The sequence below is a fragment of the Paenibacillus allorhizoplanae genome, assembly GCF_927798215.1.
Classification (GTDB): Bacteria; Bacillota; Bacilli; order Paenibacillales; family NBRC-103111; genus Paenibacillus_E; species Paenibacillus_E allorhizoplanae.
The window spans coordinates 143,047-164,906 of record NZ_CAKMMW010000003.1 but is presented as its reverse complement, the minus strand read 5'-3'; the positions used below and the strand labels follow the sequence as shown (position 1 = coordinate 164,906).

The 21,860-nt window shown below is 45.3% G+C and carries 23 protein-coding genes; 14 read left to right on the top strand and 9 right to left on the bottom strand.

Annotated elements, in window-relative coordinates; translation table 11 throughout:
• Positions 1–164: 164 nt before the first annotated feature.
• Positions 165–1,982: an SgrR family transcriptional regulator gene (locus L6I86_RS07005; protein WP_236285860.1), complete on the top strand. Its 1,818-nt coding sequence runs from the start codon at positions 165–167 to the stop codon at positions 1,980–1,982.
• Positions 1,983–1,999: 17 nt separating this feature from the next.
• On the opposite strand, the gene L6I86_RS07000 is transcribed toward L6I86_RS07005, so the two are convergent.
• A complete protein-coding gene (locus tag L6I86_RS07000) occupies positions 2,000–2,263 on the bottom strand; it encodes a hypothetical protein (protein ID WP_056616503.1) in 264 nt (87 codons plus the stop codon).
• Between the two features lie 158 nt (positions 2,264–2,421).
• Here L6I86_RS07000 and L6I86_RS06995 point away from each other — a divergent pair, with 158 nt between their 5' ends.
• The gene (locus tag L6I86_RS06995; RefSeq protein ID WP_236285859.1) at positions 2,422–3,087 is read left to right on the top strand and encodes a tetratricopeptide repeat protein; all 666 of its coding nucleotides are present in this window, start codon (positions 2,422–2,424) and stop codon (positions 3,085–3,087) included.
• An 11-nt stretch (positions 3,088–3,098) separates the two neighbouring features.
• Here the strand turns inward: L6I86_RS06995 and L6I86_RS06990 are convergent, their stop codons facing one another.
• Positions 3,099–4,160, bottom strand: coding sequence for an acyltransferase (locus L6I86_RS06990; RefSeq protein ID WP_236285858.1), 1,062 nt, complete (start codon positions 4,158–4,160; stop codon positions 3,099–3,101).
• A 269-nt stretch (positions 4,161–4,429) separates the two neighbouring features.
• Here L6I86_RS06990 and L6I86_RS06985 point away from each other — a divergent pair, with 269 nt between their 5' ends.
• The 4 genes from L6I86_RS06985 (at position 4,430) to L6I86_RS06970 (ending at position 9,040) form a co-directional block, all read left to right on the top strand.
• Positions 4,430–4,861 carry a DUF86 domain-containing protein gene (locus L6I86_RS06985; protein WP_236285857.1) on the top strand — a complete coding sequence of 144 codons (432 nt, stop codon included), beginning with the start codon at positions 4,430–4,432 and terminating at the stop codon, positions 4,859–4,861.
• A gap of 83 nt (positions 4,862–4,944) precedes the next feature.
• Positions 4,945–5,577, top strand: a complete 633-nt coding sequence (locus L6I86_RS06980; protein WP_276574810.1) for a helix-turn-helix transcriptional regulator — start codon at positions 4,945–4,947, stop codon at positions 5,575–5,577.
• Between the two features lie 394 nt (positions 5,578–5,971).
• Positions 5,972–7,594: an S-layer homology domain-containing protein gene (locus L6I86_RS06975; protein ID WP_236286322.1), complete on the top strand. Its 1,623-nt coding sequence runs from the start codon at positions 5,972–5,974 to the stop codon at positions 7,592–7,594.
• Between the two features lie 198 nt (positions 7,595–7,792).
• Entirely contained in the window at positions 7,793–9,040 is a 1,248-nt protein-coding gene (locus L6I86_RS06970; protein WP_236285856.1) for a S1C family serine protease, read from the top strand.
• 70 nt (positions 9,041–9,110) lie between these two features.
• On the opposite strand, the gene L6I86_RS06965 is transcribed toward L6I86_RS06970, so the two are convergent.
• Positions 9,111–9,746, bottom strand: coding sequence for a bifunctional 4-hydroxy-2-oxoglutarate aldolase/2-dehydro-3-deoxy-phosphogluconate aldolase (locus tag L6I86_RS06965; RefSeq protein ID WP_236285855.1), 636 nt, complete (start codon positions 9,744–9,746; stop codon positions 9,111–9,113).
• Between the two features lie 180 nt (positions 9,747–9,926).
• On the opposite strand from L6I86_RS06965, the gene L6I86_RS06960 reads away from it, so the two are divergent.
• Together L6I86_RS06960 and L6I86_RS06955 are read left to right on the top strand one after the other, a co-directional pair.
• Positions 9,927–10,373, top strand: a complete 447-nt coding sequence (locus L6I86_RS06960; RefSeq protein ID WP_236285854.1) for a DUF948 domain-containing protein — start codon at positions 9,927–9,929, stop codon at positions 10,371–10,373.
• Positions 10,374–10,387: 14 nt separating this feature from the next.
• Positions 10,388–10,753, top strand: a complete 366-nt coding sequence (locus L6I86_RS06955) for a YtxH domain-containing protein (protein WP_236285853.1) — start codon at positions 10,388–10,390, stop codon at positions 10,751–10,753.
• Between the two features lie 55 nt (positions 10,754–10,808).
• On the opposite strand, the gene L6I86_RS06950 is transcribed toward L6I86_RS06955, so the two are convergent.
• A complete protein-coding gene (locus L6I86_RS06950) occupies positions 10,809–11,933 on the bottom strand; it encodes a phosphodiester glycosidase family protein (RefSeq protein ID WP_056616459.1) in 1,125 nt (374 codons plus the stop codon).
• 118 nt (positions 11,934–12,051) lie between these two features.
• Complete coding sequence (locus tag L6I86_RS06945) at positions 12,052–12,714, bottom strand: helix-turn-helix domain-containing protein (protein WP_236285852.1); 663 nt, start codon at positions 12,712–12,714, stop codon at positions 12,052–12,054.
• A 208-nt stretch (positions 12,715–12,922) separates the two neighbouring features.
• On the opposite strand from L6I86_RS06945, the gene L6I86_RS06940 reads away from it, so the two are divergent.
• The 5 genes from L6I86_RS06940 (at position 12,923) to L6I86_RS06920 (ending at position 16,658) form a co-directional block, all read left to right on the top strand.
• The gene (locus L6I86_RS06940) at positions 12,923–13,342 is read left to right on the top strand and encodes a disulfide oxidoreductase (RefSeq protein WP_236285851.1); all 420 of its coding nucleotides are present in this window, start codon (positions 12,923–12,925) and stop codon (positions 13,340–13,342) included.
• Positions 13,343–13,431: 89 nt separating this feature from the next.
• Positions 13,432–14,424: a polysaccharide deacetylase family protein gene (locus tag L6I86_RS06935; protein ID WP_236285850.1), complete on the top strand. Its 993-nt coding sequence runs from the start codon at positions 13,432–13,434 to the stop codon at positions 14,422–14,424.
• Between the two features lie 112 nt (positions 14,425–14,536).
• The gene (gene racE, locus L6I86_RS06930) at positions 14,537–15,346 is read left to right on the top strand and encodes a glutamate racemase (RefSeq protein WP_236285849.1); all 810 of its coding nucleotides are present in this window, start codon (positions 14,537–14,539) and stop codon (positions 15,344–15,346) included.
• Positions 15,347–15,470: 124 nt separating this feature from the next.
• Positions 15,471–16,346 (top strand): M14 family metallopeptidase, encoded by an 876-nt coding sequence (locus L6I86_RS06925; RefSeq protein ID WP_236285848.1) that lies wholly within the window; start codon positions 15,471–15,473, stop codon positions 16,344–16,346.
• Positions 16,347–16,445: 99 nt separating this feature from the next.
• Complete coding sequence (locus tag L6I86_RS06920) at positions 16,446–16,658, top strand: hypothetical protein (protein ID WP_056616437.1); 213 nt, start codon at positions 16,446–16,448, stop codon at positions 16,656–16,658.
• Positions 16,659–17,122: 464 nt separating this feature from the next.
• On the opposite strand, the gene L6I86_RS06915 is transcribed toward L6I86_RS06920, so the two are convergent.
• The 3 genes from L6I86_RS06915 to L6I86_RS06910 form a co-directional block, all read right to left on the bottom strand.
• Positions 17,123–17,290: a hypothetical protein gene (locus tag L6I86_RS06915; RefSeq protein WP_162261632.1), complete on the bottom strand. Its 168-nt coding sequence runs from the start codon at positions 17,288–17,290 to the stop codon at positions 17,123–17,125.
• Positions 17,291–17,395: 105 nt separating this feature from the next.
• Entirely contained in the window at positions 17,396–17,527 is a 132-nt protein-coding gene (locus L6I86_RS35635) for a hypothetical protein (protein WP_276574809.1), read from the bottom strand.
• A gap of 6 nt (positions 17,528–17,533) precedes the next feature.
• Positions 17,534–19,780: an FAD-dependent oxidoreductase gene (locus L6I86_RS06910; RefSeq protein ID WP_236285847.1), complete on the bottom strand. Its 2,247-nt coding sequence runs from the start codon at positions 19,778–19,780 to the stop codon at positions 17,534–17,536.
• A gap of 120 nt (positions 19,781–19,900) precedes the next feature.
• Between L6I86_RS06910 and L6I86_RS06905 the strand changes: the two genes are divergently transcribed.
• Entirely contained in the window at positions 19,901–20,680 is a 780-nt protein-coding gene (locus L6I86_RS06905; protein ID WP_236285846.1) for an AraC family transcriptional regulator, read from the top strand.
• Between the two features lie 55 nt (positions 20,681–20,735).
• Here L6I86_RS06905 and ytvI read toward each other — a convergent pair whose 3' ends face one another.
• A complete protein-coding gene (ytvI, locus tag L6I86_RS06900) occupies positions 20,736–21,848 on the bottom strand; it encodes a sporulation integral membrane protein YtvI (RefSeq protein WP_171633992.1) in 1,113 nt (370 codons plus the stop codon).
• Positions 21,849–21,860: the final 12 nt, after the last annotated feature.

Sequence of the window (21,860 nt, the reverse complement as noted above, 5' to 3'; positions counted from 1 at the left end):
GTTGCCACTCCATTAATTTCTCTGAAACATAGAGGTCTGTTGGTTGCATACGAGAGTCACTTTCCTTTCTTTTCCTGATACGTTTAGTTTACGCTAGAATAAGGGGAACAAAAAGAGTATAATTCACTTCAATGATTTCCCCTTTTATCGAAAGGACGTTGAAGATGCAGCTACTTACTCATTTTCTGGAGCTACGCGCGGGTTTTGAGCATGGTGTTGAGCATAAACCGCAGCCCATTACATTAGAAGAATTAGCGGAAAGATTATATTGCTCGACACGGAATGTAAAAATTTTATTGAAAAAGATGAGTGATCAAAATTGGATTTCCTGGAAACCCGGTCGGGGAAGAGGGAACATCTCAGAGCTTACTTTTTTGGTCTCATCGGAAGACATGATCTCGAAACAAGCGATGTCGCTTGCTAATCGCGGCGATTATTTAGGCACAATTGAGCTGATTCATCAACTAGGCAAGGGAGAAGCACTTCAGGACTCCTTTATCGAGTGGTTGTTCAGCTTTTTTGGCTACCGGACGGTTGAGCTTGAGGAGCGGTTTAAGGATACATTGCGTGTACCTGTTTATAAATGGTTAGTGACGCTGGATCCTGCGCACACTTTTTTTGCGTTTGACTTCCATCTAGTGAGTCAAATTTTCGATACTCTCATACGATATAATCCGCAGACAAGGGTGATCGAGCCGCACTTGGCCCATTACTGGGAAATCAGCGAGGATGGTTTGCATTATACGTTTTATTTGCGAAAAGGCGTGCTGTTCCATCATGGCAGAGAGATGACAGCGCATGATGTAAGTTACTCTTTGGCGCGACTAAAGAAGCTTGGCCAGGCTGCCACGCAAGGATGGATGACCGAAAGCATTGAGACGATTACCGTGCTGAATCGAAGTTCGGTTGCTATTGAATTAAGCCAGCCGAATGTGCTGTTTCTTCAACAGCTGGCACATACGTCTATGGCGATTGTTCCCGAGGAAATATGCCGGGATAATGAATCGATTTTTGGGCGAATGCCCATTGGGACGGGGCCTTTCAGGCTAGAGCGGAACGATGATTATATTTGCAAGCTGCGAGCATTTGATAGTTATTTCGGTGTGAGGCCGCATATGGATCTCATCGAATTTTGGCTGCTGCCCTCGGATCTGCAGGAATCAACACCAAGCTGGGATAAGATCCAAGTGTATCGTGGGCAATCGAATTCGAGTAAGCCGGTAGGCGTGATTGATAAAGATTCAGAATGGCATCAAATTGAACAAACCATTATGGGGTGCAGTTTATTAACATTTAATCGCAATAAGAGAGGGCCGCAGTGCCATCGTAACTTTCGTAAAGCGGTTGATTTGGTCATAGATCGTGAGCGTATGATTGGCGAGCTGGGTGGTTTTCGAGAAGCGCCGGCAAGCAGTTTTATCCCGACAATGGAGCCGCTAGTGAGGTCAAGAACGGATTTTGCAGAAGCAAAGCGTTTGCTAAATGAAATGGGCTACAACGGCGAGACGTTACATATGTATGTCTATCGGAATAACAATGAGGACGCCATGTGGATTTGCCAGCAGTGTGCGCAGATTGGCATTCCGATCGAGATCACGATTCGGAGTGAGTCCGACATGACGCAGAGGTACACCATTGATGAAGCCGATCTTATTTTTTATCACATTTGTATGGAAAGCAATTATGACCTTCATATCATCCAAACATTGAAACAAAGCAACAGTTATGTACGTGCACATTTGAATGAAGAGCGGCTGGTGTGGGTGGATTCGAAAATGGAGGGGATTCTGAGTAATCCTAACCTGGATGAGCGTATTTGTGGATTACATCAATTGATTGCCGAGCTTCAAGAGGAGAAATCGTTTCTTTTCGTCCTGCATCGATCCCAACAAACGACGTATCATGACTCGATTAAAGGAGTAACGATCAACGATTTGGGCTGGATTGATTTCCGGGAAATTTGGTTTACACCAAGTGTTTGAATATGAAAAAAACGACCTTACGGTCGTCTAGGAGCAGGCGGCTCAAAGCGGTATTCCATCGCTACCCAGCGTCCATTCGCAACGAAAAAACCGATGAAAGCGAATACGATTAGTCGAATAGGAATCCAAGCGGAATTAACGGATTGGAAGCTTATATATTCAAGCAAGGTCGTGAGGATCGCAGCGCCGATTCCCCAAGGTACAATCCCGAACATAATTAAATATCTAGAGCGGCCTAGTTTCTTTCTCTTAAGCCATATAGCCTTATGCGAATCTTTCATGTCAAAGCTCCCTTTTTTCTTTCTAGTATAGCACTGCTGGCGAAAAATCTCGAATGATAGAGGCTCCTTGCCTTTAAGACTTTTTTTTCTTAAGGGAGGGGTAAACATAATCAGCATAATATGGTAGTATAAGGAAGTTGAAAAAGGGGGAGTACACCATGCTAATCAAAATACTACTATTTGGATTACTCTGGCGGATCGTTGGTAATCCGTTTCTAGCATTACTCATTTTACTCGTCATTCTGTATATGCTGGACAGAAGATACGTTGGCATCCTGCCGAATATTTGGAGACCGTTTCAGTTAAATCGAAGAGCATCACGACTGCGAATTGATCTCCATGCGAACCCGCACAATACATCAGCGAAGCTGGAATTGGCGCGCATTCTGATTGAACGCAAAAAATTTCAAGAGGCGCTGCCCTACTTGGAGCAAACACTACCGATCATGCAGGAATCTGCCGATGTTCATTACGAAATTGGACTGTGTCAACTGAAACTCGGCCGAATCGCCGAGGGTGAATCCTTTATGCTGAAAGCGATCGAACTCAATCCTCGTGTAAAATATGGTGAAGCCTACCTGCGCCTCGGCGAGGCTCTGGCTCCCCAGCTACCGAAGCGTGCGGCGCAGTTTATTGAACAATTCCGCGACCTGCACTCTTCCTCGGTCGAGGCTTACTACCGACTCGGCCAGCTGTATCAACAGCTCGGCCGCCAGGAAGATGCCAAGCGCGCGTATCGCGAAGCGCTGGACATTTACCGCGGCTTGCCTCGCTACAGCCGCAGACAGCAGCGGCGCTGGGCATGGCTAGCGCGCATGAAATAGAAAGGTTCCGCTCATCTGCGAGCGGAACCTTTTTGGACTGCGCGAGCGTAGCCGCGCGTGAGCAGCAAAGCGCCCAGCAGCCCGATAACTACGGCTGCTGCGGTGTGCACATCATAGAGCCAGAGGCGCCCAGGCGCTGGCTCTGGCGTAACGCGATCCCACAGGGTGAGAATCGCGGGATGCACGAGATAAATGCCGAAGGAGGCTGCGCCTAAGGCAGATAAAAAGGCGCTGAAGCGTGAGCCGAGCGCCAGCTGGCTGCGCGCCCACGGCACACAGACGAGTGGGATGGTCAGGCAGTAAACGAGCAGAGCTAGCTCGAACCAAGTATTTTCGATTACAGCAAGACCATATTGCTGAAGCAGGAGCATACCGACATAAGCGCCACCGGCCACATAGACGGAGATCCATATCCACCTTTTGAAACGAATCACCCAAGTCACTAGCGTTGGATAATAAATGCCCATAAAGGCACCGAAGCAGAACGTAGCCATATAGCTTAAGCACAACGAGGCATATTCAGGCAGCGGGATTACCCAATGATGAAAGGTATAGGAAGCCGCTTGAATGCCGATACCTAGAGGAATCAGGCCGCGGCGCAGCCATGCGTAACGTTTGATCGCAGCCATCATCAAGGGGAACAGCGCATAGAATTGAACGATAATGACAATGTAATAGAGATGATAGCTTGCATTGCCCGAAAGGAGCAATTTAAATAGATGAAACGCATCGACCTGTATCGTGCCATGAAACATGATTTGATTATATAAATAATAGAAGATGGACCAAATGACATAAGGAATTAATATCTTTTGCAGTCTTTTTGTCCAAAAAACACGTGCCATCCCTGGCTCCCAGCGATCATAATACGAGTAAAATAAAACCAGACCACTAATCCAGATGAACAAAGGAACGGTAAATAAGCTAGCTTTGTTCAGGATGAAAAAGAAAGTCTGGGAGCCTGTCCCTACAGGAAGTTGAGTGGCGCCAGAGGTACCATGAATGAGTACGACGGCAAAGATGGCAAACGCACGTACAATGTCGATTTCTGACAGTTTGGGCTTAGATAACATCAGTCAAATTCTCCTTTTTTCTCTCGTTTCACTGTAACATGATCCCTTGGGGAGGACAATGCTTTTAGGAATGAAAGCCCGCGCGGCTTGACGCTCTCACCTACCCGAGATAAACTGTTGATAGCATGTAAAGAGATCAATCAAGAGGGTGAATGAACGTGAGTTATGAATATCTGATGCAGGCGGTTTTGCTCATATTTTTGGTTATTATCACTTTTTTTGCGATGTTGGTTTGGACGAAATGGCGAAAAAGAGGACGGAGATAGACCATGTATTTTATTAATCATGAACAAATTGATGGGCGCATTCAGTTCTTGTCGGTACTAGCTGAGGCGAGTCAGCAATTAGAGGCGCAGTGGGCCCAAGGTAAGAAGGATCTGACTTGGCAGCTTTCGCAAGAAAGAGTACTACATTTGGCGATAGAAACCGTGACGGATATTGGGAGCTTGCTCATTGATGCTTTTATATTAAGAGATGCAAGCAGCTACGAAGACATCGTAGAAATCGTACATGGAGAAGGGGCTTATTCAGAGTCTTTGACGGAAACGCTGCTGCAATTAGTGAAGCTGCGCAAGCCGTTAGTACAGGACTTTGTAGAATGGCCACGACAGGACTTGCATCCATTAATACCGAAACTCCCAGCGGCTTTTGAGGAATTCGCGGCATCGGTTCGTGCATTTATCAAAAGCGAATTGGCATAACATACATAAGTGTTTCATAATTTACTTATTGCCTGTGATGCTGTAAAATGAGACCTAAACGAGTTCCGGGGGCAGGTGAGAGCGTGAATCAAACACTAGAAACATCGACGCGTAAAGTGATTCTTTCTATGCTCAAAACGCAGGGACCGTTAAGTGTACAAGATATGGCTAAACAACTTGGGATTACAGAGATGGCCGTTAGACGACATATTCATTCGATGGAGAAGGATGATTTGCTCGAGGCTAAGCTCGTAAGGCAAGCTATGGGACGTCCTACAAATGTGTATACCTTAGCACCACAGGCTGACGAATTATTTCCCAAGAAATATTCGCAGTTAACTTTGGATTTATTAGACGAGTTATTAGAAGACGAAGGTCAAGATAAAATCGAACGGCTCTTTGAAGGTAGGCAGGGGAAGCTCGAAGCTCGCTATCAGTCAAGGATGCAAGCCAAAAGCTTAGAAGAGCGCGTGGCTGAACTAGCACACATTCAGAATGAGAATGGCTACATGGTTGACTGGTCCGCGCAAGGTGATGATGCTTATATCTTTAATGAGCATAACTGCCCCATTGCGAAGGTGGCCAATACCTTTCAGCAGGCATGTCAGTGTGAATTAGCACTGTTTCGCAATTTGCTCGATGCCCAAGTAGAACGTACAGAATGTCTCGCCAAAGGTGCTAACAAATGTGTGTATATCATACGTAAAAATAAATAGTTTTGAATGAGATAAGCAGACATTGTCTGCTTATCTTTTTTTTACCACGTAGGAAAGTATAAGTATTCTGCAAAATGGCCTCGATAGGAGAGCGCCACTGGCACTGGAGAGAAGTTAGTCGATGAAACCGACTAACTCGAGTGCTGGAGAGGCAATTGGAGAGAAGTTAGTCGAAGTGGGGGTTCTTTTATCTATATATAATTCCATATAAATCCAAATTGGAATTGTTTTTGGTACAAATTTCCAATGTACGGACTGAAATGGAACCTAATCTATCGAAGTCTATACTACATAGGTAGTAGAGGAGGTGAATCTATAGATGATCACAAATAATCAGTTCGATTCAAGATCAAGTCAAATAGAGAGAAAAAGGAGTGCATTCAGAGTGAAATCAATGATGGGGAAAATATCTCATGCTTTGGCTCTATTCATGATCGTTTCTATTCTAGTACCAGTGATTGCCTTCGGGGCGACGCTAGGTATAAAGTCGTACACATACGACAAGACGACTGGCAATGTGACAGCAACTGTTTATAGTGACGTTTATGACAATGTATCTGGCGCCGTTTATCTGAATGTGTATGCTCCTGATAACAGTCTGTTGAAGAAAGCTTACATGTCTAATTACACGAACACGGAGACAGTAAATGGCGTTACATACTACAATTTCACGTTCAATACAGGGATAACAGCTAATGTATATGACGCCGTATATTTAGCAGGCCAATATAATTCTACAGTATCTAGCCGCGTGTACGCGACTGATGCCAATCCTGATGTGCCAGGATGCACGAGTTACTGTGGCGGGGGGTATGGTGGAGGAGGTAGTTGGATACCACCAGTAACTGGGACTAGTATTAATGTTCCTACTAACGGTGAAGTTAACGAAGATAGCCTGAAAAATGCACTAGCTTCATATGCGAATATAGAACTCAAATTATCCGGTGACATCGCCCTTATTCCAGCTTCTGCTTTAGTTGATGCTGTAGGTAAAGTGGGCTCCACAATGACTGTACGTTCAGACAATGGAACTTATATACTTCCTCTTTCAATATTAGATCTGAATGCTCTAGCCAAATCGCTAGGTATCTCCATTAAGGATTTGAAGATCAAAGTAAGTATTACGAAGCTAACTGGTGATTCCGCTGATGCGGTTACTTCTGCAGCCACTACAATTGGTGCTAAAGCCATCACTGATGCCGTAGATTTTAATGTCATTGCTCTAGGTCCTGGAGACAAAACAACTTCGATTGATTTTGGCAAAACGTATGTTTCACGTTCGATTAACATCTCAAATGTTGTAGATACCAAGATGGTTACTGGCGTTCTCTACAATGAAACAACGAAGAAGCTAAGCTTTGTTCCTGCAATCTTTGAAATTAAAGATGGCAAAACAGTTGCTACACTGAAGCGTAACGGCAATAGCATCTACACGGTTGTCGAAATGAACAAAAACTTTACAGATACGATTTCCCACTGGTCTAAGGGTGATGTAAGTCTCCTTGCCAATAAGCTCGTGATTGATGGTATGACAGATACAACATTCGCTCCTGACCTTCACATTACACGTGCGGAATTTGCGGCCTTGGCTGTTCGTTCATTAGGTTTAAACCTGGAAACTACAACATCGACATTCAGCGATGTCCAAGCTTCCGATTGGTACGCAGCGACAGTTGCAACTGCAGCCAAAGCGGGCATTATCGATGGATATGAAGATGGTTCGTTTAAGCCAGATGCTCAGATCACTCGTGAAGAACTTGCCGCTATGATTGTACGAACAATGAACTACGCAGGATTGAAATCAAATCTTTCTGATTCACAGCAATTCGAGTTATTAAGCAAATTCAGCGATTCTGACAAAATTATTTGGGCACAGAAAGAAATTGCTAGGGCTATCGATGCCGGTATTATCAATGGTTTGACGGATACAACCATCGGCTCTAGCAACCTAGCGACTCGTGCAGAAGCCGCTGCTATGCTGAAACGCTTCCTAAGTAAAGCCGGATTCATTAATTAATATTTTTAAAACAACACCTGATTCTGCGGACCAATGTGTCCAGGAACAGGTGTTTTTTATCTCCCCTACCCTTCAGCATACTTTCAGCTAACATTCATACAGCTATCAGCCCAGTTTAAGTAACACTTCAGGTTAGCGTTCTATACTTGATCTATCGGCAAGACAACAAAATGATAGCAATCGAGAGGCGGTAATCGTATGAATGAAGATATGAACAATAACGTGAACTTGAATGATATAAAAGTGGAGCGCAAACCAAGCAGCTCGAGAGTCAAGCCAATCTTTGCAGCTTTTATGGCTGGTGCGGTTGTCGTTGGCGGTTTAATGTTCACTTCGGACAAATTGAACCTTTTTGGCTATGATACGCAAACGGTGCAGTCCAGCGCAACCGTGGCGGCAGCTGCGAATACAGCAGCAGGTGTCCAAACTGCGTCGCTGAACAATTTAGGGACCAATAGCATTTCACAAATAACGAAGGCGTCGAGTCCGGCCATTGTCAAAATTGAAACGAAAGTCAAACAAACAAGTTCACCAAGCACTCGTAGAAATTCGCAGCAAGGAGCGCAAAGTGGTGATACGATCGAGAATGGAATCGGATCTGGCTTTATTTTTGAAGATAGTGGCTATATAGTAACGAACGAGCATGTAATTGAAGGCGCAGATGAAATCGATGTTTACGTACAAGGGTATGATACCCCATTTAAAGCGACGCTGCTCGGGAACAGCTATGATTTAGATTTGGCTGTACTCAAAATTCAAGGAGACAAAGCTTTTCCAGCGCTGAAAATCGGAGATTCGGATGCAGCCGAAGTAGGCGAGTGGGTTGTTGCGATTGGAAACCCGTATGACTTCGATTATTCCGTTACAACAGGGGTGTTAAGCGCCAAAGAACGCGAAATCAGCATTGATGATGAGCAGGGCACCCGTAATTACAAGCATTTGTTACAAACGGATACAGCTATTAACCCTGGCAACTCCGGTGGTCCATTATTGAATTTGAATGGTGAAGTCATTGGGATTAATACGGCTGTCAACGCTGAAGCACAGGGAATGGGCTTTGCCATCCCCGCAAGTACCATTAGCGCAGTTGTAGATAAATTGAAAAACAATGAAACCATCCCGAAAGATCCAGCCCCTTACATTGGCGTAGCTTTGCAAAATATTACCGATGACATGCTGCAGGATTTGAAAATAAGCAGCACCAATGGCGTGGTAGTTGCTGAGGTACAGCAAGGTTCACCAGCGTTTAGAGCGGGAATTCGCCAGTTTGATGTCATTACGGACGTGAATGGGAAAGGAATTGCGAATACAGAAGAACTGACCAAAGCGGTTCAAGCCGCGGCAGTTGGCGATGCTTTGAAGGTGAAAATTTCGCGCGATGGTCAAACGAAGGACGTTGCTGTAGAAGTTGGAGATAAAAACGCAGTTGCCGCCTATCAGAGTTAAATAGTCCACAAAGAAGCAAAAAACGGAGCAGCGATCATTCGCATGCTCCGTTTTCTAATGCATCACAGTATTATGCACGCGACGCTGCGAGCAATTGTACCGCCTTATCCGTGATCCAGCCGAAATTGCCAGCTTCAATTTCCTTCAGGTTGATGAGTGAGCCGCCAATGCCTAGTCCATAGCAGCCGATGCTCAAAAATTGCTTGATATTGCCTTCGGTTACGCCTCCGACAGCCATCATTGGGATGTTATCCAATGGTCCCATTAATTCCTTGATGTAGGGCAAGCCTAAGCTTGCACTTGGGAATATTTTAACGGCCGTAGCACCGGCTTTCCATGCTTTCACAACTTCGGTCGGCGTCATCGCACCAGGGAAGATCGGAATGCCCTCCTGCTTCGACCAGCGGATGACCTCCTCATCCAAATTCGGAGTGACCAGGAAAGCAGCCCCGGCAGCAACAGCGCGTTTGGCGTCCTCCAGATCGAGCACAGTGCCAGCTCCGATGAACATGTGATCTCCATATTGCTTTTGGAGGTTTGTGATCATGGTGAGAGCGCCAGGTGTGTTTAGTGTTACTTCCATAACGGTGACGCCACCTTGGTGAAGTGCTTCGGCAACAGACAGTATGTGTGCCTCCTGCACGCCACGGACGATTGCCATGATGCGTGTACGTTCAATTTCTTGTAAGCCTTGTTCTCGGTTCATTTCTCGATTCCCCCAACTCAAATACCACGATTTTGTTATTCATTATGACAGGTTCCAGAAATTTTTCCAATCCGTTTGTGTCAAAACAAGCCCTACCTACCTATACTGTAGTAATTCATAGGCATTCGTCTAGAAGCCTCATCAACCCTCACAGCTTTCAGCTCATAGGAGGTGACCTACATGACATGGAGTGAGATCAGTATCGTCAGCTTGGCAGCTGCTTGTTTAGTGCTCATTGTTTTTACCGTTCGTATGTTCATTACGGCTACACGAACGCTTCGCTTGTTAGGGGATACGGTTATTGAAGTTAAGCAGCAAGTTGTCCACACAACAGAGCATGCGGAGAATCTAATGAAGCAATTAGGGCAGCTTACGGAAGAGGTACATTTGCAAGTCCTTGCCTTAGAACCAAGTATGCAATCGGTTGAAAAGGCAGGGAAGGCAGTTGGGGAAGTCGCTTCCACGCTGCGCAATGCCTCACGCATGATGAATGATTCCTTACTAGGTGCGGAAAAGGTCGTACATACGCACCAGAAGCGTATTCACGACATCATGGAATGGGCAACCACAGGGTATGAGCTATGGCAGAGATGGCAGGCGCAGCGGAGTGCGAAATCAGATCAATAAGGAGTGGATATCACATGTCCAATGGAAAAAAAGGAAAAGATCTTCTCATCGGTGCAGTCGTAGGCGGTTTAGTTGGGGCTGCAGCAGCGCTGCTGTTCGCACCAAAATCTGGTCGTGAACTACGAAGTGATATTGCAGAGGGAGCTACCGTAGTTAGCGACAAAACCGTGCAACTAGCCAGTACAGTTAGTCAAAAAACGCAAGCAGCTGCCAAAACAGTGAGTACGACAACTACGGACCTCGTAGGTAAAGCAAAGGACACAGCAGTAAGTGTAGTCGAGACAGTTCGCTCGTGGAAGGATTCGCAATCTGAGGATGACATTCAAGACGAGATCGCAGCTTCGGAAGCCGCGGAAGATTTGGTCATCGTAGGCCGCTAGAATTCTAATGAAAGAAGCAGAGCGCTCCTTCTAGGAGTACTCTGCTTCTTTGTTGTTACCATTTGGAAGGATCAATTTTACTAATATCCAGCCCTTCCCAAACATTCTTAATATCAGCGGTTTCAGGATGATCGAAAAGCAACCATGCCGTAGGGAGATAGCGTTCTCCGTATTCACTAGAAGGTTTATTAATAATAGCATTATTGTGAACCAGCACGGTTGATGCGCCACCATCCAGGTTCGCCGCGGTAATTGCGCCATGCGCTAAGAAAATTTCCTGCACATCATAGAGCGTTGCACCTATACTGTGCGTTTGTCTGCCATCAATAATGGCGAATAGAATCGCTCCGTCCTTCGTTTGAGCCATGCATGTTCGCGGTGCGATGCCCCAGCCATCTGCTTGACTTTTGACTTGACCAACACCATTCACGATGAAACGAGGGCTGAAGGAGACGGCTTCTTGAACACCCATTTCGAGCAACTCAGATACTTTGTATTTTCCTGAAATCATTCGGCCTTGCTTATCAATCCCAACGATCTGTACAGTACCGTTCATACCCTTGTCATTGTAGAAGATTTTACCTCCTGAGATGACAACGCCTTCGGGTTGAAAGCCATTGCCTTCCCAGTTCGGGTCAATAAATCCACCGCCATTCACACCGAGGATCGCCCCGGTACGTTTGACCATGGAGGATACTTTCTCCCCTTTACCTGCTTTCTCTGGCACTGCTATGCGAAGCTTGGTAGGGTCTGAAATGGTTACAAGCTTACCTTTGAAATTGGGACCCGAAATATTCTCGATGGTGACTAAATCTTTTTTTACTGGGGCTACTACTTCGGTAGGTGTGTAAGATGGCAAAGGTGCGATTTCTACAAGTCCTAAATCCTTCTCGGTACCCATTTCGTCAAAGCTTTTCGTATATGCGGCTACACGTTTCTGCAACTCGGATGTGCCAATTAAATATTTGGCCCAATCCCGATGCTGTGTGGTGATGATGGTATCGGCCATCATGAAACGCAGGCTCGACCCCGAAGCAGTCAGGAAAAACCAGCTTAAACCTAAAATTGCTAGAACGGTAATCGTAAGGACTGTATACGACAAAAAGCGTATTCCAGCAGAACGTTTGCGCTTTACGCGGGCTTGCAAAGTAGTCTGGGTGGTTGTTTGTTGAACAGCCATGCTTAGGCATCTATCCTCTCTAACACAAATCAAGTCCACACTGTCAACTAATAAGACGAAAAGAAAGGAGAATAAGTTTCAGAATTCCCTGAAATTATCTCCTTTTTTTGTAAAATGCTCAATTTTGTCGTTGAAGTGAAGCAAGTAGAGAGTCTTTACCCGTGCTTTTTTCAAAATGATATTCAAGATCGTTCCCTGAATGATAGGCGACACTGCGTAAAATAAGATCATGGTATTTCTTTTGGCGCAGGGCAGCAATCGTCACACTCAGACTCACACCTAGCGGATCGAAATATAGTTTACCTGCTTGTGCATCATATTTCTTAACGTGAGATAAATTGACGAATAGATCCGTATCCATTTTCTTAAACCCTTGATCTTCTAGTTGGTCTAAGAAATGACTGAAATCTAATAGTGACTGCATGGGAATCGTGCGATTACCGATACGTGTATGATAGGTCATTTCGGTAGATCCAATTTCTATAAAAAGGATGTCTGCTAGGGGCAGTGTGGGCGGTGCCGATTGACTATCTGGGATACCTTTTTCAAGATATCCAGCTTTCTCCATAAGATCTGTATACGAAAACTTATAGGCATCCGACAGTTTCTTTAATGTGACAGGGGATGGCTTAATCTTTTCATTCGTCGAACGGTTACGTTCTAATTCTAAATCTCGAATATAGGCATGGGACAGGCCACTCTTGTTGGCAGCTTCACGTAAGGACATCTTTCCACGTAAGCTCTCCAAAAATTTACCGAATCCTTCAAATTGCTTCATCATAGGAATCCCTCCATATGTTAATTGTAATTGAATTGGCTCAAAATAGAAACGTTTATAGCACTTATTGGTACTAATTACCTGAGTAGAATGTGAACATCTTATATGATTCGTAAGTAAATTGCGAATTTGGTAGGTCGCGAGAATCAATCCCGTGACTTCTTACTTCTATTTTTTTATAATAGGGGAGTAGAAAGGGGACGATTTCGTCATGTTTAAAAAATGGCTGAGAGACAACGGCATGCATATATCATGGCTAGTTGCCTTAGTAGCGACACTAGGAAGCTTATATTTTTCGGAAATCTTGCATTTTGCACCATGCAAACTTTGCTGGTATCAGCGAATTCTTATGTATCCATTGGTCGTAATTCTTGGCATTGCAGCTGTTCGTAGAGATTACAAATTAACGATCTACGTGTTGCCGTTAACGATTTGGGGAGCATGCATCTCCATCTATCATGTTTTATTACAAATGGGTGTTTTCAAAGAAACGGGTACAGGTTGCGGTCCCATTGCTTGTGATACCGATTATTTAAACTGGCTTGGATTTATAACGATTCCGATGCTGGCAGGAACAGCGTTTATCCTACTTACCGTTCTACAATACTTGACTTATCGCGCTACAAAATAAGCCCGAAAATCAATTGTTAGGCAGGTAATTTGTCATTCACTGTCGAATAGGGTGGAAGAAGAATCCATTCCCATCTCGAGGTGTATCTCATGATTAAACATACCCATAAAGCTGCACTGCTGATCGTACTGAGTGTTTCGTTGGTCGGTTGTGCAGATATAAGCCTAACTGCTCCTGTAGGTACGGAAGCGGCTTCCAAAGCCAGTCCAGTTATTTCTCCTAGATTTTCGCCAACACCTTCTCCCACACAAACCGTTAGACCATCGCCAACAACGACACCTGCGCCAACTCCACAGCCAACGACTGTGCCGAGTGCGTCACCAGCTACACCGACACCTAGTGCAACCCCTAAAGCCACAGCTGATCCTGCTAAAACGAAACCTTTGCCAGCTGATCGAACACCTTATTCATGGTACTATATGAAGAAAAAAACAGGGCAAGTTCCTGATTTTCCGCATGAAACCAAATCCTTTACCAGTGACCAGAAAGCGGTCTGGGTTGGGACAGGGAAAAAGGTCTATTTAACCATTGATGCAGGAGGACCGCTCATTGAGGTTGATCTCATGCTGAAATCACTCAAAGAGAACAATGTGAAAGCGAACTTTTTTATCACAGGAAACAACATCAAGAAGAACCCAGACTATTTGAAAAGAATTGTGGCTGACGGTCATTATGTAGCGAACCACACCATGACACATACGGATTTTAATGACTTGACGGATGATCAGATACGCAAGGAAATTAAGGATTTTGAAGTCGTCTATAAGCAAATCACCGGTAAAGAGGTCGGGAACTATTTCCGTTTCCCTTACGGGCACTATAATGCTCATAATTTAAGTTTGGTTTCTGACATGGGCTATACTTCTGTGTTCTGGTCTACAGCCATGCGTGATTGGGAGCCTAGAGCGAATGGCGCTGAGGATCCGTACAACGATATTATGAATAATTTGCATGATGGTAACGTGATTTTGATGCATCAGGGTTCTGTTGAGAACATGCAGGCGCTGGATCGGATTTGTAAAGAAATCAAAAAGAGAGGGTATGAATTCGGACTTGTAACCGAGCTTCAGCCGAAAAAGTAAAAAGATTAGGTCCAAATCTGTGTAGTACTCTTGGTACCTTTAAGCTTGGCCGCACATATCCTAACCATGTGGTTTATATCAATTCATCAACCGGCAAAGGAAGCGGATATGTGTGCAGCAAGCGATAGCCGTACTGGACTCCGGAGTCGGAGGGTTAACTGTTGTAAAAGAAATCATGAAACAGCTGCCGCATGAAAAGGTCATTTATTTTGGAGATACAGCCAGGAGCCCCTACGGCCCCCGACCTGCTAGTGAAGTTCGTCACTTTACTCGTCAAATTGTAGACTACTTACTTCAGTTTAATCCCAAAATGATTGTGATTGCCTGTAATACGGCAACTGCGGTTGCAATTGAAGACATACGTGCGCGTGTCTCTATTCCTGTGGTAGGCGTGATTTCACCAGGAGCTAGAGCAGCAATCAAAATGACTCGAAGCGGTATGATCGGTGTCATTGGCACCGATGGAACGATTCGCAGTCAAGCATATGAAACAGCGTTGAAGCAGATTACGCCTGATATCCAAGTCTATAGTGAGGCGTGTCCGTTACTAGCTCCATTTGTTGAGAGAGGACTTTTTAGTAGTGATCGTGCTCATTCTATCGTGGAGCAATCCCTGAGTCCTTTGAAAGATAAGCCGATTGATTGCTTAATTTTGGGATGTACCCATTATCCATTTCTGATGGAATCCATTTCTCAAGTTATGGGGCCTAAAGTGACATTAATTTCTTCGGCCGAAGAGACAGCCAGAGATATAAGTACGATCCTTTCTCAGAGAAGCATGCAAACGGAATCCAATGAAATACCGGTTCATCAGTTTTTCTGCAGTGGTACGCCAACTGTTTTCCGGCAGATTGCGGAGAATTGGCTCAAGGAATATATTTCTTTTATGCCTGTCGTGTGGCAGGTGCCGACTATTATTTAAGTGAACGAAATAGACCCTTATGGGTCTATTTTTATTTCATCTCACGAAACCGAGATACCGCATGATTCCTGCGATCAAGGCATAAGCATAGCCATATGAAAGAAGTAAAAAGGCAGGTGGTTGTGTGTTAGGATATGGCTATCAGACGTTGGCACAGGAGCTGAATCGTTTAGGCAAAATATATCCATTTTTGCAAACAGCGTGTATAGGCCAAAGTGCGATGGGGAGGGACATTCATGCGCTGCGTATCGGGCACGGTACGAAGGAAATCCATTTTAATGCAGCCATGCATGCGAATGAATGGATAACAGCCCCCTTGCTAATGCAATTTGTTGAAGACCTGGCATGTGCGTATGCAAGAGGGACGGCATGGCAGGGACGTAATGTTAGACGTATTTTGTCAGAGTATGCTTTGTGGGTCGTGCCTATGGTCAATCCAGACGGGGTTGAGCTTGTTTTATATGGACTGCCCGAGGAACATCCGCATCGTGAAGCATTGTTGGCGTGGAATAAAGGCTCCTTATCGTTTATAAATTGGAAGGCGAATATACGCGGTGTAGACCTCAATGATCAATTCCCTGCCCATTGGGAGGAAGAGAAGCTGCGAAGAGAACTCGATGGACCAAGCGAGCGTGATTATGGAGGTGAAGCTCCACTATCTGAACCTGAAGCCGCGGCATTAGCGCGGTTCACCGAGTGCCATGACTTCGAGCTTGTGGTTGCCTTACATACACAGGGGAGAGAAATTTATTGGAATTACCGTGATTATGAACCAGCTGAAGCTGAAGCACTTGCAGAGCGATTGGCATTAGCCAGTAATTACGAGGCTGTGAAGCTTACAGGCAGTGACGCGGGGTATAAAGATTGGTTCATTCAACATTTTCGGCGCCCAGGCTTTACAGTCGAGGTAGGATTAGGCGTAAATCCGCTGCCTGTGGAAAGCTTTGCTTTACTTTATGAGGAAGTTGTTCCTATCTTATTGACGGCTTTGGAATTATAATCTCAAGACAAGTTTCTTCAACTTGCTTGCCTTCGCTACGAACCGACTTTGCCCAGACATCATATACTGAGGAAAGGAAGCTGTTGGGGAGGCGTGAACATGGCACCACCTAAAGGTAAAGGCAAAGTTGTTAAGAAGAAAAAGGAACTTTCATCCCGTGCTCAATACACGATGAGGATAGTTGAATCTGCCACTTGTTCGGTGTGCAAAACACCTTGCGCAAGGGGCATGCGCTATCTAGATATGATGTCACAGCCTGGGGCTGTCGGCAGAGGTGTGCCGTGTATTTTGACACGTAGGAAAATCAACTAACCAGGATCCGCCCCTTGGAGGGGTGGATTTTTTGTCTTTTAACTACTCTCAACAATCCGAACAAGCGCAACTCCAACAACTCCCAAAACTCCAACTACACCCGCAACTCGCGCACTCCCGAAACTCCGACACCTCCAGCCTCCCTCGAACTCCTAGTAACCCGCTGATTGTCACGAATAGATGGATTTTATGTAGCTAAATCATTAGAATATCGGCCGAAATAATGTTTAGATGGATTATATACTACAGCTAATTAGCTGCGTTTTTGCAAATAGGATCGAATGAGGCAGAATTAACTACCTATTTGCCATCTAAATTGAATTTTGGGGCTGATTTCGCTAGAATAGCTGTACTATTTCCAGTTAATTCAAGTTTACCGTGGATCCGAATTTCCTGTAGATCCCTCTAGGACATCAATAAAAAGCCCCACGAGATAATCTCGCGGGGCTCCATATGTGTATGAATTAATGGTTTGGTGTGAGTAATTTATCTGCTAAAGATTGTTTGAGCTTCTTCATTGCGTCTGTCTCAAGTTTGTTGCTTTGGGCAAATTTCGTTCCAGTTAGTGCAAGCGCTTCCTTAACTGTCATTTCAACACGAATAATTTCTTCGCCATGCGGAATTTGTAACATTTTCATCACTCCTATGTCAGCTTTTAAAAGCGAAAACCTTGATTCTACGCACTTTTAATATAACACATCATGTAAGGTTAAACAAGAGCAAAGCGAGCCTATTTTTCAAGTAATTAAGTGGGCTTGTCCGAGTGCCTTAACACCTATACGAGCAAACAAAGGACCATTATTCAAGTCAGCATAAAAAGAACCGATCTCAACCATGAGGCACATGGCGATATCGGTTCTTTCATTCACACTATTTTAACGATAACAACGTAATTCCACGATTTCTACATGCGCAGAGCCATTCGTTGACGCCACTACGACACGCAGACGGTTCGTTGATACAGCGCTGTCTAACACATGAACATGGTGCCGAGTATGATTGTTAGTCGCCTCAACAACCGTTGTCCATGAATCCCCAACCCAAGCTTGCACTTGATAATCCTTAACGAGTTCAGGGATGATTTCGAATTCGGTCCGATGGTGATGCAAGTTAATTAGATCCTCGTTGACGTCATCGTTGAACGTCACATGCACTTCCCTAATGCTATGAGTTTCCGTCCAGCTGGCTTCGAGCCATTCCTCAGCACCACTGCCTCCAGCGGAAGACCACAGATGCGGGCTACCGTAAGGCCGTTTATGGCCGTCTGCTGCTTTCTCAGCCGTGAAGGCGGAAGTAGGAGAGAGAAGTCGGAAGCAAATCGGCTTCCGAAGGAAGCCTCTTGGACTCCAGTCAATCACCGGTTGATGATGGTGCATATCCCCGAAATCCACGGTATCCGCTGAAGTTGCATCATGCTTGAAGGATAGCACGCCAGACTGCGGACGACTCGACAGATGAACGGATACAGATGGATTACTTTTAAGAATGATGAAGGCATTTTGAGCATGCTCAGGTTCCCATTGCAAAGCAGCAGTGACCCATTGCTCGGATCCTTCACTAACGGGCACTACAACCGATGAAACCAAAGCATGTGGGACATAATTCTGCGGCTTACCAGTGTTCCACAGCTCGACAGTAAGCTCTGTAGCAGCAGTAGTGTCGATGAATAACGCAATGCCATTTATAAACGGATCTACAGGCACTAGAAGCGCTACATGTGTGTTCAAAGGATAAAGACCAGCCGACTGCTCCAAAGCAAGCTCTGTCAGCGTGCTAGAGGCCGTCAAAGCCGCGCTGCGCACGAGATCTGCCTCATCCGTATTCGCTACACCGAGAATCGATGCATCCTGTCGCAGCAGCGTCTGCTGCAGCTCGCTCAAGTGCTCGCTGTGCAGCTCGCGCGGCGAGATCCCTTTGGCTGCACAAAGCGCGGCGCCAGTGCCCGCAGCTTCGCCAATAACCGCACATGTCGCCATGACACGTGTTGTACCGAAAGCAACGTGGGACGCACTGATATTGCGTCCACCCATAAGCATATTCGACACGTTGGTCGAATAGAGGGAACGGAAAGGGATATGGTAGGAGCCATCCATATGCATATGTTTAGAGCCTTTGGCAGTGGCGTACATGCCTTGCGGTGGATGCAAATCAATTGACCAGCCGCCGAAGGCGACGCGATCCTCGAACAGTTCTTGGGCAATCACGTCATTTTGATTCAGGACATAGTCCCCGACGAAGCGGCGGTATTCCCGTTTCCCTGGAATCGACCCGATCCATTCCAAGGTTAGATTGGCGCTGTCAAATTTCCCAGAGTTTTTGATATAATCCCAAATCCCATAGATAACAGAGGAGAGTTCATCTCGAATTCGCTCATTATCATGGACGGTGTCATGCTCCCCGCCCCATTCAATCCACCAGTAAGCGCAACCATTATCACCACTGCGAATGACACGTTTCATGGGAATTGAAGTTTGCGTGATATCTTTAGCAAAACTCGGTGCGATATATTTCACGGGACGACCGGCATCCTTGGTGTAAAAGAGAAGTGTGCTTCCTAGCGTGATATCATCTGGCACGAGTGGTGCCCATTCTTCGTTAAATTCATGTTGAGCTTCGCGGCCAATACGGAATTTAGCACCTGCTAGGAAGCCAACTAGACCATCCCCCGTACAATCGAGGAAAACACGACTTTCAAAACGAATTCTTCGTTCCGAGCCCATCATCCAACCTGTGACGGCTTGAATGGTACGATGGTCGTCATCGCCTGACGCATCGACCTCATGTACATCTGTGTTGAGAAACAACGTAATATTGGGCTCAGCTTTCACTTTCTCAAGCACAACCAAATCCCAGATATAAGGGTTGCCATCGATATTGCGATATTGATTCTCGACAAATAGTTCACCCATAATGCCGGTTTCCCGGGCGTTGCGATGGACACCATGGGAGGTGGCACCACACACCCACACGCGTATTTCACTGCTTGCATTTCCGCCAAGAACAGGCCGATTTTGGACTAGAGAAACAGTTTGACCTAATCGTGCTGCAGCAACTGCTGCACAAACGCCTGCCAAGCCACCGCCAACGACCGTGATATCAGATGTAACGATTTCATGCTTCATTATGAGCACCTCACTAGTATTAGAATATCTATGCTTTCATTTTAAAATAGGTGATATCCTTTTAACATACAGTGAGTTACAATTATCATATACTTTATTTCATTAAATGGAGAGTGAGATATGGTGTATCGCGATCCAGCCTTGAAACTCTTATCTCATGTGTATTGGCATCAGAAAAAAGAATTTATGTTTGAGCGTGATGACTATCCATGCTGGACGTTGTTTGCGGTGGAGGAGGGGAGCTTCTTCTATGAAATTCGAACGGAGCAAGGTGAGGCTAGAGTCGGAGATCTGGTGCTTTGCCCTCCTCGAACCGTGTTTCGTAGAAAAACGATCGAGCCGCTGACTTTTCATTTTATACAGTTTATAGGGGAGCCCCATATGGAACATGAAGCTACCTGGACGGGAAAGCTGTCCGTACAAGACCTGCCACGACTGACATCCAGTTATCGCTATTTGCGATCTATGCAGGGGTGGGATGAAGAGAGCACACAGCATAAGCTGCACCTTGTGAATGATCTCTTCCGAATGGTACAAATGGAGAGGTTGATTCAGGAGAGTCCCCCTGAGACGGTTATGGATGAACAGATGGATCAAGCACGGGGGTTCCTTACTGATCATGCCTACAGTAATCTTTCGATGTTGAATTTGGCTCAGAGACTAGATTTGACGCCTGTTCAATTTACCCGTAGGTTTCGAAAAGCCTTTGCCCAAACACCAACAGAATTTATTAATGACTTGCGGTTAACACGAGCGAGGCATCTATTAGAAAGTACGACATTCACGTTGGACGTGATCGCGTCTCAATGCGGGTATGAGAATGGCTTTTATCTAAGTCGTGTGTTTACGAGCAAAATCGGCATGGCCCCCTCGATCTATCGCAGCATGCATCGGGTATAACGGCTGGTGGCAAAAAGAAAAGGAGCTAAGCGATTGAACTCGCTTAGCTCCTCTTTCAATTGCCCGTATACGGCAGTTTTCCTTCTGTATATTCGTTCTCCGGCTTACGGATCCAACGCTGTAAATATCCTTGCGTATGTAAGGCTTTGATCAGAATGATCAGCACCGGCGAGAGAATCACCCCGGCTACCCCAAAGAGGGATAAGGAAATAATCATAAACGCTAAGGTTGTAAATGCAGATACCCCTAAGGATTCACCTGTGATTTTGGGTTCCATAATTTGTCTGACGAGAATCACGACGAGGAGCAGTGAACTTAGCCAAATGGCCAACGTCGTATTGCCAACGATGAACAAGTAGATAATCCACGGGATGAATAAAGTGGAAACACCGAGCAAGGGTAGGACATCGAAAATCGCTGACAACAGCGCGATAGAAAATGCATTATTGACATTCAGTACGAGCAAGGCAATAAAAACAACGATGAACGTTAATGTGATGAGCTTGGCTTGTGCTTTTACGTAAGATACGATCCCCTTCACGACATTTTCTTTGAGAAAAAAGAAGGCGGACTTGAAGGTGTTCGGTGTTTGCTCACTTGCAATACGTTTCCAAGATTCAATTTCGATGCTTAAGAAGTATGCGAGAATAATGCCGACGATGAAATTGAACATGAATGTGGAGAAGGAGGTCAGGGAAGCGACCAAGCCTGATAAAAAGGCGACAAGGAACGTAGACGCTTTGCCAGCAAATTGGCCAGCATAATCTTTGGCTTTGCCAGTCACATCATCGGGCAGGGCTTGGAATCGATCATTTAACTCAGCAATCCGATGAATGATTTGCTCATTGAAAATCGCTGCGTAGTCATCGATTTTATCCACAAGGCTCATAATCTGACTGGTGAAGATGACGACTGCCCCAGCCAACGCACCTAGGATGATCAAGACGAAAACCAAGGTGGAAATGGCGGAGGCAAGCGATTTACGCATGCCTTTGCGATTCAAGAACCGAGCCAGGGGCTCGATCATCATGAAAATAATCAAGGCCAAGAAGATTGGCGTGGCGATGGCGTATAAATAACTGAATAGCAGCATGAATAAGTAGACGGTTAATACGATGAGCCCTATGTCGAATACCGTTCGCCAATATTTCTTGTAAAAAGAAAGCATCCCTTTTCCTCC